The sequence below is a fragment of the Pseudoduganella sp. S-14 genome, assembly GCF_049913285.1.
GTDB lineage: Bacteria > Pseudomonadota > Gammaproteobacteria > Burkholderiales > Burkholderiaceae_D > Rugamonas.
Map to the genome: position 1 here is coordinate 5,380,222 of NZ_CP183991.1, position 12,345 is coordinate 5,392,566.

The 12,345-nt window shown below is 68.4% G+C and carries 11 protein-coding genes; all 11 read right to left on the reverse strand.

The window, feature by feature from the left end; genetic code table 11:
• The 11 genes from ACN9MZ_RS24775 to ACN9MZ_RS24825 are packed head-to-tail and all read right to left on the reverse strand — an operon-like array spanning position 1 to position 12,270.
• Positions 1–213 carry an MbtH family protein gene (locus ACN9MZ_RS24775; protein WP_426339499.1) on the reverse strand — a complete coding sequence of 71 codons (213 nt, stop codon included), beginning with the start codon at positions 211–213 and terminating at the stop codon, positions 1–3.
• The gene (gene fes, locus ACN9MZ_RS24780) at positions 210–1,412 is read right to left on the reverse strand and encodes an enterochelin esterase (protein WP_426339500.1); all 1,203 of its coding nucleotides are present in this window, start codon (positions 1,410–1,412) and stop codon (positions 210–212) included. The genes ACN9MZ_RS24775 and fes overlap by 4 nt, the downstream gene beginning before the upstream one ends.
• Entirely contained in the window at positions 1,409–3,055 is a 1,647-nt protein-coding gene (locus tag ACN9MZ_RS24785; RefSeq protein ID WP_426339501.1) for a PepSY-associated TM helix domain-containing protein, read from the reverse strand. The genes fes and ACN9MZ_RS24785 overlap by 4 nt, the downstream gene beginning before the upstream one ends.
• A gap of 3 nt (positions 3,056–3,058) precedes the next feature.
• Positions 3,059–3,355, reverse strand: a complete 297-nt coding sequence (locus tag ACN9MZ_RS24790) for a hypothetical protein (protein ID WP_426339502.1) — start codon at positions 3,353–3,355, stop codon at positions 3,059–3,061.
• Complete coding sequence (locus tag ACN9MZ_RS24795) at positions 3,352–3,600, reverse strand: hypothetical protein (protein WP_426339503.1); 249 nt, start codon at positions 3,598–3,600, stop codon at positions 3,352–3,354. Before ACN9MZ_RS24795 ends, ACN9MZ_RS24790 begins: the two co-directional genes overlap by 4 nt.
• Positions 3,578–6,688, reverse strand: coding sequence for a multidrug efflux RND transporter permease subunit (locus ACN9MZ_RS24800; protein ID WP_426339504.1), 3,111 nt, complete (start codon positions 6,686–6,688; stop codon positions 3,578–3,580). The genes ACN9MZ_RS24795 and ACN9MZ_RS24800 overlap by 23 nt, the downstream gene beginning before the upstream one ends.
• Positions 6,689–6,694: 6 nt before the next feature.
• Positions 6,695–7,852 (reverse strand): efflux RND transporter periplasmic adaptor subunit, encoded by a 1,158-nt coding sequence (locus ACN9MZ_RS24805; RefSeq protein ID WP_426339505.1) that lies wholly within the window; start codon positions 7,850–7,852, stop codon positions 6,695–6,697.
• Between the two features lie 16 nt (positions 7,853–7,868).
• Positions 7,869–8,702, reverse strand: coding sequence for a 2,3-dihydro-2,3-dihydroxybenzoate dehydrogenase (gene dhbA / locus ACN9MZ_RS24810; protein ID WP_426339506.1), 834 nt, complete (start codon positions 8,700–8,702; stop codon positions 7,869–7,871).
• A gap of 8 nt (positions 8,703–8,710) precedes the next feature.
• Complete coding sequence (locus ACN9MZ_RS24815; RefSeq protein ID WP_426339507.1) at positions 8,711–9,571, reverse strand: isochorismatase family protein; 861 nt, start codon at positions 9,569–9,571, stop codon at positions 8,711–8,713.
• 15 nt (positions 9,572–9,586) lie between these two features.
• Entirely contained in the window at positions 9,587–11,161 is a 1,575-nt protein-coding gene (locus tag ACN9MZ_RS24820; RefSeq protein WP_426339508.1) for a (2,3-dihydroxybenzoyl)adenylate synthase, read from the reverse strand.
• A complete protein-coding gene (locus ACN9MZ_RS24825; RefSeq protein WP_426339509.1) occupies positions 11,158–12,270 on the reverse strand; it encodes an isochorismate synthase in 1,113 nt (370 codons plus the stop codon). Before ACN9MZ_RS24825 ends, ACN9MZ_RS24820 begins: the two co-directional genes overlap by 4 nt.
• Positions 12,271–12,345 lie beyond the last annotated feature (75 nt).

The following is a 12,345-nucleotide window of genomic DNA, read 5'->3' on the forward strand; positions in this document are numbered from 1 at the left end:
TCAGGCGCGGGCTGCGAACGGGTTGATGGTGTGCCAGTAGCTCTCGATGTAATCGATGCACTCGCGGCGCCGCGCCGGACCGTGCTGCACTTGCCAGCCGGCCGGTTGCTCGGCGAACTCGGGCCACAGGCTGAATTGGCCAGCGCCGTTGCGCAGCACCGTGAACCGGTAGCTTTCGTCGTCAAAAGGATTGGTCGTGTTTTCGTTGCTCATGGTTCCTGGGTCTCGTCAAAGTCATTCATCAATTCACACAGCCCTTCCAGCAGGCCGTCGCGCCAGCACAGCCAGTCGTGGCCGCCGCGCACTTCGCGCAGCATGGAGCGGTAGCCGGCGGCGCGGAGCGCCTGGTGGAAGGAGCGATTCGGGCCCAGCATCTGGTCTTCGTAACAGCCGATCTCCAGCAGGAAGCGCAAAGGTCGGCCGGCAGCCGGTCCTTGCGCCACCGAGCCGGCAAGCCAGCCGCCGCTGGCGGTATCGGATGGATCGGGCCACCAGAACGAACCGGATTGGCTCAGCACATTGCCAAAGCGCGCGGGCCAATGCAGGGCCGCATAGGCTGCGGCAAGGCCGCCGAAGCTCTGTCCTGCGACAATCGTGCGCTCCGGCAGGGCGCTGAACGGTTCCAGCGCGTACGCTGCCGGCAGCAGCTCCTGTTGCAGGGCTTCCCAGAACGGAGCGTGGCAGGGCAACTCCAGCGCGCGCCGTTCTGGCGTCACGGCATCGACCAGCAGGTAGACCGCCGGCGGCAGCGCCTCTTGCGCAGTCAATATGTCCAGCGCACCGAACAACGGCATCTGCCGCGCCCAGTACTGGCCATCGAGCAGGACGACCAGTGGCGCATCATTCGCTGCCTGCGGCGCCGTGCGGTAGATCCATGTGTCCCGGCCGAGACCCAGCGCGGCACTCTGCCAGCGATGCTGGTGCAGGCGGCCTTGCGGCGGGCCCGCCTCCGCCCAGGCGGGATGGCTGGCGGCATCGGGCAGCAGCAGCGGCGACAGGGGCAGGCCCCAGCTGCCGCCATGGGCCGGGCCCGGATTCAGCGGGTCGGCCTGGGCGTTTGTCTGCAGCAGGCCGACCCACCAGCGGCGCAACGCCGCGCTGCCGCCCTCTTGCGGCGCTTCCTGTCCCGCGCCAAGCGGCATCAGGAAGTAGCTGCCGCGCCAGTCCGGCGGCAGCCGGGTGCTCCAGCTCCACACGTCTGTCCCGGGATGGTGGCGCATGGCGGCCGGTCCCACGCTGGGGTGCGGCGTGTGCGAATACACGTCGATGTAGACAGCCTGCGTCTGCGCGGCGGCTGGTGCACGCCACAGGAAAGTGATGCTGCAATCTTCGGCGTACTCCAATAGCGGGGTGCCGCGCGCGGCGACCTCGTCCCACCATGCCGGACTGCCAAGATCGGTGCGCTCCATCATGCCTGGCGCTCCTGCGGAAATGCCGGTCCCGGCGCAGCCGCGACAGGCGCCGCCCACACGCTGTCCAGCGGACCGCTGCGGGCGCGGCGTGCAGCCAGGCGCGCCGCCCATGCCAGCGGCAACGCCAGCACCAGGGCCGTCAGGTCGACACCCACCGCGCCCATGCTGCCGTGCGCCCACATGCCTAGCGAAGGCGCCAGGCGCGCCAGCAGCGAGGTGGCGGGAATCGCGCAGCCGGCCAGGGCGCACAGCGCCAGCAACTCTGGCGCGGCACGCGCGGCGCCGCGCCAGAAGGCCCACGCCACACAGGCCAGGAAGACGCTGTAGTAGGAGGTCATCAGCACCGCATTGAGGTTGTCCGACGCAGCGTGCAGCCACTTCGCAGCCAGCAACGCCCCCGCCACGCCAGCCACGCTGCCAAGGCAGGCGCCGACTGTGGCGGCGGCCAGGACGGCCGTGCGGCGCGGCTGGACCGGCGGCGCCTGGTCGCGCAACTGGTTCTTGCGGCGCTTCTCGACCCACAGCAGGTTGCCCGAGTAGAACAGGAACGCACCGGACAGCCCGAAAGCGAAGTAGATCCAGCGCATCCAGTCACCGCCGTAGCTGCCGAAATGCAGGGCGAAGAACGGCGCCACGAGGCTGCTCCACGTATCGCTTTTAGTGGGCAGCATGCTGTTGTTGAGCACCTGGCCGTTGTACGGGTCCATCAGGAGATAACCGGATACCGCGCCGCGCACCACGTAGTCCTCATTGGCCACGCCGACGCGGACCAGGGGACGCGGGCTCTCCAGGTCCATGAACAGCATTTCCGTCACCTCGAATCCCGCTGCTTCCTGCTGCGCCAGGCGAACCAGCTCGCTGGCCGGCGCCAGCTTCGTCACGTCGCCCGGTCCCGCGGTTCCGCTCGGGCGTACCCACATCTTCCGCTCACCGTACACCACATGCTGCAGGCTGTCGTAGAACTGGTCATGGAAGGCGAACACGATCACCGTCAGGCTGATCACGATGTGGAACGGCAGGCTGGCGATGCCGATCACATTGTGCGCATCGAGCCAGAAGCGCTTGCGGTTCTTGCCCTTGCGCAGGGCGAAAAAATCCTTGACCAGCGTCGGCAGCAGCAGGACCACGCCCGACACCAAGGCCAGGAAATACAGCACCCCCGCCACGCCCATCAGGTACGCGCCCAGGTACTCGTCGCCCAGCGTGCCGGGAATGCCGCCGGTGCGGTGCAGCATGTCGACCAGTTCGCCGAACAGGGACGGCCGCACCTCCTGCGCCACCAGCTTGCCTTGCTCGTCCAGGCTTGCCTGCCAACGCATGGCGTTCAGGTCGATGTCGCGCCCCGCATGGCCCGCGCTCCAGGTCACCGGCGCCGGATTGTTTTCATGCCGCACCACGTGCAGCGTAAATTCCTCGCGCGCAGCGGGATGGGCCGCCAGCACTCCGCGTACCACGTTGTCGACCTGCTGCGGCGCCAGCGCGCTGGCCAGGGCGGAGGGTGCGCTGACCCAGCGCTCCAGCGGGTGCTTGAACATGGTCAGCGCGCCGCCAAAGAAGCCGATGAACAGCAGGATGCCGGCGCAGATGCCGGTCCAGGTGTGAAGGGATTGGTAAATGCGAAGGATATCGCTACGGACTTTCATGGCTTACCCCAGGGTGGAACGGACGTAGAACAGCAGGCTGTATGCGGCCACATTGGCGCCGCCCAGCCACAGCACGGCGCGCAGGCCGCTGCGGAACAGGTAGACCGTGGAGAAAACGGCCATCCACAGCGGCGCCATGATCCACATGACGAACTGCGCCTTCTCGCGGGCATGGATGCCGCCCGGCCCGGCCCAGGCGAACAGCCCGGCCAGGGCCAGCGCCAGCGTGGCGCCCAGCACCGCGCCGGCAAAGGTCTTGCTCCACCAGTCGGGCCGGATCGCATCGGGTTTGGCGCTCATGGTTTTCCTTTCAACAGGGAGCCGAATGGCAGCAGGCTGAATGCCAGCATGCTGACGACAATCCACGCGAACACCGCCGCCAGCGGCGACAGCGCAGTGCAGGCAGCGGCCAACGCCAGCAGCAGGGCCAGCACGCCGGCCGCAACGCCAAGCGGGCCAATCGGCTGCGCCAGCCAGCCCTGGTGGCGGTGGCCGAGGTAGAGCAGGCAGCAGCCCGCGACGTCAAGCAACAGGAACAGGATCATTTGCAAATGTACGGCGTTGGCCGAGTTCAAGGATGGAGAGATAGAACAGCGGCACCAGGAACACGCCCAGGGCCGTGGAAAGGAGCACGCCACCCAGCACGCTGGCCCCGATGGCCTGCTGCGCCGCCGCACCGGGCCCGCTGGCCAGCACCAGCGGCACGATGCCGGCGCCGAACGCCAGTGAGGTCATCAGGATGGGCCGCAGGCGCTGGCTGGCGGCGGCCGTGACGGCAGCCCAGGGGCCCTGCCCTGCGCGCACCGCCGCCTCGGCGAATTCGACGATCAGGATCGCGTTCTTGGCCGACAGGCCCACCGTGGCCAGCACGCCGACCTGGAAGAAGATGTCGCGCTCGAGACCCAGCAGGCCGGCGCCCGCCACCGCCCCCAGCACGCCCGGCGGAATCGCCAGCAGCACGCAGAACGGAATCGACCAGCTGCCATACAGGCCGGCCAGGCACAGGAACACGAACAGCACCGATACCGCGTATAGCAGGGGCGCCTGGCCGCGCGACAGCTGGTCCTGGTAGGACAGGCCGCTCCATGCCAGGCGGCTGGAAGGCTGCTGCGCCACCAGCGCCTCGATGCGCGCCATCGTGTCGCCGGAACTGGCGCCGGGCGTTCCTGCGCCGCTGACGTGCACCGCCGGCAGCCCGTTGAAACGGCGCAGCTGCGCCGGCCCGCTGTCCCAGCGCGTGCCGGCAAATGCTGACAGCGGCGTCATGGCGTTGCCGCTGCCGCGCACCGACCAGTGCTGCAGGTCGTCCGGCGTAGCGCGCCACTGCGCATCGGCCTGCACCAGCACCTTGCGCACGCGCCCCTGGTGCAGGTAGTCGTTGACGTACACGCCGCCCCAGGCCGCGCTCAGGGTACTGTTGACGTCTTCCAGGTTCAGGCCGAGGGTCAGCGCCTTGGCCTGGTCGATGTCGATGCGCAGCTGGGCCTTGCTTTCGCTGCCGTCGGCTTCCGCATACATCACGCCGGGCAGTTCACCCGCCTTGGCGGCCAGTTGGGCAGCCCGTGCGGCCAATAACTCCGGCGTCGCGCCGGAAGTATCCTGCAGCCAGAATTCGAAGCCGCTGGCCTCCCCCAGGCCATCGATCGGCGGCGGCACCATGGCGAACACCCGCGCATCGCGCAGCTTGCCCAGCGCTCCGCTGGCGCGCGCGGCAATCGCCTGCGCCGAGTTTTCCGCCCCCTTGCGCTGCGACCAGTCCTTCAGGTTGACGAAGGCCATGCCGGCGTTCTGGCCGGCGCCGCCCATGCCCATGCCGGCAACGGTGTACACCATCGCGACATTGTCCTTCTCGTTCTCGCGGAAATGGCGCTCCACCTGGCGCGCCAGTTCGGCCGTGCGCGGGTAGGTGGCGCCGGCCGGCAGCGCGAAGCGCACCATCACCGTGCCCTGGTCGTCGACGGGAATGAAGGAAGCCGGCAGGCGCTGGTAGCCCCACGCGGCCGCGCCCAGCAACACCGCATACACCGCGGCCAGGCGCCAGCGGCGGCCGGGCAGTTTTTGCAGCACCGCGTCGTAGCGCCGCTGCAGCGCTGCCATGGCGCGCGCAAATCGTCCCTGCGCACGGTGCGCCGCGACGGGACGCAGCAGCGCTGCGCACAGCACCGGCGTCAGGCTGATCGCCACCAGCACCGACAGCGCCATGGCAGCGACCAGCGTGACCGAGAACTGGCGATAGATCACCCCGACCGAACCGGGGAAGAAGGCCATCGGCAGGAATACTGCGCCCAGCACGATGGCGATGCCGGCCAGTGCACCTGTGATGCCGCCCATCGATTGCAGGGTCGCTTCGCGCGCGCCGATGCCTTGTTCCGCCATGCGGCGCTCGACGTTCTCCACCACGACGATGGAATCGTCCACCAGCAGGCCGATCGCCAGCACCATCGCAAACAGCGTCAATGTATTGATCGAGAAGCCGGTCAGGGCCAGCACGCCGCAGGTGCCAAGCAGGACCACCGGCACGGTGATCACCGGCACCAGCGTGGCGCGCCATCCCTGCAGGAAGACGAACATGACCAGCACCACCAGCAGCACGGCTTCGGCCAGCGTCACCGCCACCTGGCGGATCGACAGCTTGACGAAACGCGTGGCGTCCTCCGGATAAGCCACCTCCACGCCGGCCGGGAAAGACGGCTGCAGCGCCGCAATACGCTCGCGCACGCCAGCCGCCGTGGCCAGGCCGTTGGCGCCTGGCGCCAGCATGACCGCAAAGCCCGAAGCCGGCTGGCCGTCCAGGCGCGACGCGGCCCCGTAGGATTCGCTGCCGACCTCCACCCGCGCGACGTCGGACAGGCGCACCACTGCACCGTCCGGGCGGGTCTTCAGGATCAGGTCGCGGAACTGCTGCGGTGATTGCAAACGCGACAGCGCAGTCACCGACACGTTCAGCGCCTGCCCTGGCGGCGCCGGACGCGCGCCAAGCTCGCCCACCGGCACCTCGGTATTCTGGCTTTCGATGGCGCGCACCACGTCAGCCGGCATCAGGCCAAAACTGTGCAGCTTATGCGGATGCAGCCACACGCGCATGGCATGCGGCGAGCCGAAATTGCGCACCTCGCCGACACCAGGAACGCGGCTGACCGCATCGATCACCTGGCTGCTCATCCAGTCCGCCAGCGCCGCCTCGCCCAGCGCACCCTGGCGGTCGCTGAACACCACCACCATCAGGAAGCTGTTCTGCATGGCCGTCACGTTCAGGCCATTCTGCTGCACCGCGCGCGGCAGGCGATAGGCCAGCTGGTTCACCTTGTTCTGCACCTCAAGCTGGGCCAGCGCCGGGTCGGCGCCCTGCTCGAAGGTCAGCATGATCTCCGCCTCGCCTGCGGAACTGCTGCTGGCATCGAAATACGTCAGGTGCTTGAGGTTCTTCAGCTCCTGCTCCAGCACCTGCACCACGCTGTGCTCAACCACCTGTGCCGAGGCGCCCGGATAGCTTGCCGACACCCGTACCGTCGGCGGTGCGATGTTGGGATACTGTGCCACCGGCAGCAAGGCCAGCGCCAGCAGTCCACCCAGCATGACCACCGCCGCCAGGACCCAGGCCAGCACCGGCCGGGCGATAAAGAAACGCGCCACCACCGCTCAGCCCTCGTGCCCCGGCTGCGCCGGAACGGAAGCCGCGCCCAGGGCCGCATCGGGCCACTCGACCGCATTGACGCGCCCTCCCGGCGCCGCCTTCATGGCCCCCTCGACGATCACTCGCTCGCCCGCCCGAACACCCGACAGCGCAGCCCAGCGTCCCTGGTGGCTTCCAGCCAGCACCAGCTCGCGCAGTTCGACCTCGCCCTTTGCATTGACCACCAGCGCCGAGGCCTTTTCCCCTTCGCCCAGGCGCACCGCCTGCTGCGGCAGCATCACCACTTCCGGCTGCACGCCGTGCTCGACGCGCGCCCGGACGTACATTCCGGGAACCAGCAGGCGCTCCGGATTCGGAAAGCGCGCCCGCAGCGTCACCATGCCGGTCTGCTGGTCCACCTGCATTTCGGCGAACTGCAGCTCGCCGGCATGGGCGTACTGGCTGCCGTCTTCCAGCGCCAGCGTCACGGCGCGCGCGCCCGGCTTCAAGCTGCCGCTGCGCAGCGCACGCTGCAAGGCCAGCATCTGCTGGCTGGACTGCACCACGTCCACATACACGGGGTCAAGCTGCTGCACGCGCGCCAGCGGTTCCTGCTGCGCGCGCGATACCAGCGCGCCTTCGGTGGCTTCCGCGCGCCCGATACGGCCGGCGATGGCGGCACGCACCCCGGTGCGCTGCAGGTCGATTTCCGCCGCCCGCAGCGACGCCTGGCGTGCGCGTACGCGTGCCAGGCCCTGCTGATAGTTGGCTTGCGCCAGGTCGTGGTCCTGCTGCGTCACCGTGCGCGAATCCAGCAGGCGTGCGTAGCGCTCGGCGACCACGCGCAGGTTGACCAGGCTGGCCTTTTCCAGCGCCAGCTCGGCGCTGGCCTGCTCCTGCCGCGCCGCATAGCTGGCACTGTCGATGCGATACAGCAGTTGCCCGGCCCGCACGTCCGCGCCTTCCTCGAAGTAGCGCCCCACGATCACGCCGTCGACCTGCGGGCGCACTTCCGACACGCGCACGGCCGCCACGCGGCCTGCCAGCTCGCTGTGCAGCGGCAGCTTTTCCATTGCCAGGGTGGCGACGGCCACTTCCGGCACCGCCGGCGCGGACGGCTTCTCGTCTTTCACGCCACAGGCAGCCAGCAGCAGCAGGGCCGGAAGGTACTTCATGAATCGCATATTTTCTCCAATCCGGTCATGCGGCCAGCGTGGCTCCGCCGTCGACGACCAGGTCCTGCATGGTGATGTGGCTGGCCAGGTCGGAGGCCAGGAAAACAATGGTGTTGGCAATCTCGCGCGCGGTGGCAATCTTGCGCAACGGGATGCCCAACTTGAACTGCTCTGGCAGGCCGGCGATGGTGCGCTGCATGCCTTCGTCGTCAGGCAGCATGGAGCGCAGCATCGGCGTATCGGTGGAGCCAGGCGACACCAGGTTGCAGCGCACGCCGTACTGCGCCAGCTCCAGTCCCGCGCAATGGCTCAGGCTCACCAGCGCCGACTTGGAAGCGCAATAGGCCACCATGTTCAGGCGCGGGACGTGCGCCGCGTTCGACGCCACGTTGACGATGCTGCCGAAACGCTGCGCCTTGAACTGCGGCAGCAGCCGGCTGAGGATGTGGAACACTCCGCTGACATTAATGTCGAAGCAGGCCTGCCAGTCCTCGGCGCTGGTGTTCTCCAGCCGCCCCAGGCGCAGCACGCCGGCCGCGTTGACCAGCACATCCACCCGCGGCGTTTCCAGCAGCAGCTGGTCGCAGGCCGCGGCGATCGCCGCGCGGTCGGTAATATCGAGCTGCACGGTCTTGAACGGGTACTTCTTGCCGTGCCGTGAGCCCAGCTCCGAATCGAAGCAGCGGTCGATACCGATCACGCGCGCACCCAGCTGGCGAAACGCCATCGCCGCCTGGTAGCCGATGCCGCGCCCGGCGCCGGTCACCCACACCTGGCGCCCTTCGAAATGGAAGCCGGGAGGACGCGGCGGCGCCTGCGGACGCGCTGAAGCGAGGTTGTTCTGGTCGGCCAGGAACATGGCTCACCTCATGCGGCGATCTTGCGCTGCAGGACGTCCCACCACGCGTTGAGCGTCGGCGTGCCGGCCAGTTCTTCGAAGCTGACGCGCAAGCCCAGCTTCTCCCATTCGGCCACCAGCGCCATCACTTCCAGCGAATCGAGACCGTAATCGACCAGGTTGTCGTCCGGCCCGAAGCTGCCCTCTTCCAGGCGCGGCAGCAGGCTGGCGCGCAGCCAGTCGATGGTCAGCCGGGGGCGCGCGGCGAGCACCTGCGCCGTATGGGTCACGCTGCCGCAGCGGCCAGCCACGTAGCGCAGCGCCATGCGGTGCTCCTCCTCGCTGAAATCGGCCAGCGCGTCCGCCACCATGAACGGCTGCACGTCGCGCATGAAGGCGTCCAGCGCCGTCGTCATGCAGCCGATATGGGCGTACACGCCGGCGATCAGCAACTGGTCGCGGCCCCAGTCGCGCATCAGGGCTTGCAGGTCGGAGCGCTGGAAGGCGCTGTAGCGCCATTTGACCAGCACCGTATCGCCCGGCAGCCGCGCCAGCGCGGCGGTCACCTGCTGCAGCGCCGGATCGGCTGTGGTCAGGCCCGGACCCCACATATCGTTCAGCAGCGCGCGCTCTTCGGCGCTCTGCCTGACCGGCTGGGCGGTGTACACCACCGGCACGCCGGATGTCCGCGCCCATGCGCACAGGGCGGCAATATTGGCCACCAGCGCGATGCGCAGTTCGCTTTCCTGGCCGTAGAAACGCAGGAAGTAATCCTGCATATCATGCACCAGCAGCACGGCGCGGCCGGGCTCCGGCTGCCACGCCACCTTGTTGGCTGGCAGGCTGTCCGGCTGCGGCATCGGGTAGGAAGAAATGACGGGAATACTCATGGTCCAGGCTCCATCTCAGTTCGGGATGCTGGCGCGCAGCGCCAGCTTGTCGGTCTTGCCGACCGCCGTCAAAGGCAGGCGGTCCAGCATTTCAAAGCGGTCGGGCAGCTTGTAGTCGGCCACGCCCAAGCAGCGCAGGTATTTGCGCAGTTCGACCGGGCGCAGGCTGTCGCCGCGCGGCACGATGCAGGCGCAGCTCATTTCGCCCAGCAGCGCATGGGGCACCGAAATCAGCGCCGCCTGCAGTACGCCCGGATGGCGCAGCAGCAGGTTTTCCACTTCCTCCGCCGCGATCTTTTCGCCGCCGCGGTTGATCTGGTCCTTCACCCGGCCGACGACGCGCAGGTTGCCGTTGGCGCTGCGCTGCACCAGGTCGCCCGTGTGGTAGAAGCCGTCCGCGTCGAATACGCGCGCATTGTGTTCGGCAGCGCGGTAGTAGCCGCGGAAGGTATAAGGGCCGCGCGTGGCCAGCATGCCGGTCTCGCCGTCGGCAACCTGCTGGCAGTCCGCGTCCAGCACGCGCACCTCGTCGGCGTCGCTCATGGGGCGGCCCTGGGTCGCGTAGACCACGTCGTCCGGATCGTCCAGGCGTGTGTAGTTCACCAGGCCCTCGGCCATGCCGAATACCTGCTGCAGCGCGCAGCCCAGCTCCTGCGGGACACGGCGCGCCAGCGCTTCGGCGAAGCTGGCGCCGCCCACCTGCAGCAGGCGCAGCGACGACAGCTGCGCGCGGCGTTCCGGCTGCTGCGCCGCCTGCAGCCACAAGGTCACGGCCGACGGCACCAGCGCCGCCATGTTCACGCCATGCCGTTCGATCAAGGCAAAACAGGCCAGCGGTTCCGGCGCCGGCGCCAGCACCACGGTGCCGCCGGCGTGGAATACTCCCAGCGCGCCGGGGGAGCTGAGCAGGAAGTTGTGGCCGGCCGGCAGTGCGCACAGGAAGCGCGTGCCGCGGTCCAGACGGCAGATTTCCGCACTGCGCCGCACACTGTAGTAGTAATCGTCATGGGTGCGCGGGATCAGCTTGGGCGTGCCGGTGCTGCCGCCGGACAGCTGGAAGAACGCCACTTCGGAGGCGGGTGCATGCTGCGGCCGCGGCCCGATGCCCTGCGGCTGCTCGCGGAAGCCGTCCGCACCCAGCACCACGGTGTGCGGCACGGCCAGCTCGCGCGCGAACGCGTCGTTGGCGAACAAAGGGTGGCTGGCCGAAGCAACCAGCAGCTTTGGCTGCAGCTGCTGCGCATACGCCGTGAGCTCCAGCCGTTGGTGGCTGAACAGCGCATTCACCGGCGCCACGCCGGCCTTCAGCAAGCCAAAGAAAGCGATATACAGCTCCGCCACATTGGGCAGCTGCACCAGGGCGGTATCGCCTACGCCCAGCCCGCGCCGGGCCAGCGCTTGCGCCAGTTGTTCCGCCTGCTCGTCCAGTTCGCGATAGCTGAGCATGCGCTCGCCGCAAATCACGGCGATGCCCTGGGGATGTTCGCGCGCCTGCCGCTCCAGGATCTCGGTCAACGGCAAGCCGGCCCACAGGCCCTGCTCGCGGTAGCGTTGCGCCGCGTCCTGCGGCCAATGAGTGAATTCAATCACGCGGCCTCCCTTGCGGTCAGGGCGCCAAGCATGGTCTGCAATTTGGCCTGGGTTTCGGCCCACTCGGCATCCGGGCAGGAATCGGCTACGATGCCGGCGCCGGCAAACAGCTGCACGCGGTTGCCAGCCACCCGGCCGCAACGAATGGTCACGGCCCATTCGCCGTTGCCTTCGTCGTCGCACCAGCCCACCATGCCCGCGAACAGGCCGCGGTCAAACGGTTCGACCAGGTCGATCAGCTTGCGCGCCAGGCGTGTCGGGAAGCCGCAGACGGCGGGTGTCGGATGCAGGCGGCAGGCCAGCTCCAGCGCACCCATCGCCGGGTCGCGCAGCTCGCCTTCGATCGGCGTCGACAGGTGCCACATGGCGGCAGTCGAAAGCAGCGACGGTCGCTCCGGAATCACCAGCTCGCGGCAGACCGGCGCCAGCACACGGCGGATCTCGTCCGTCACCAGGCGGTGTTCATAGGCGTCCTTGGAAGAGCGCAGCAGCGCCTCGCTCACCTCGCGATCGCGCACCGGATCGGCATCGCGTCGCGCAGAACCAGCCAAAGGATTCGACTCCAGGCGCGCGCCCTGCTTACGCAACAGCAGCTCGGGGCTGACGCCCACCAGTTCCGAATCGTCGGCCAGCGGCAGGCGGAACTGGAAACCTGAAGGATTGCGGGATACCAGGCGACGGAAGATATCGCCAGCGTCGGCATGCCCGGCCAGCTCGACGTCCAGCAAGCGCGACAGCACGGCCTTGCGGATGTCGCTCAGGCCGAAGTTGGCGACCGCCTGGCGCACGCCCTGCTTGAAGCGCTCCTCGCCGGGAATGCTCTGCGTATGAAGGATGGGCGGTAAGTCCGCCGCTTCGCCACGCACCACATCGCCGCGCTCGACGAATTCGGACACCACCGGCACCACCAGCGCGGAAGGCTGGCGCGTGTCGAAGGGAATGGCACCCAGCGCCACCGGATGAGGATTGCCGCGCACGCGCGCGCGGCGCAAGGCTGCCGCGACATCGGCCTGCAGGCGGCCGGCGTCGTGTGCCGGCGTTTCGATGCGCTCCGCAACGCCGCTGCCACGCAGCGAGCGGTGCGGCGACAGGAATAAGCTTGTAGCCATGTTCTACCTCGCAAACTGTTTGAATGGTTCGCTGGCTTTACGCTGGCTGGGGAATTCAGGGGCATGCCCCTGCGG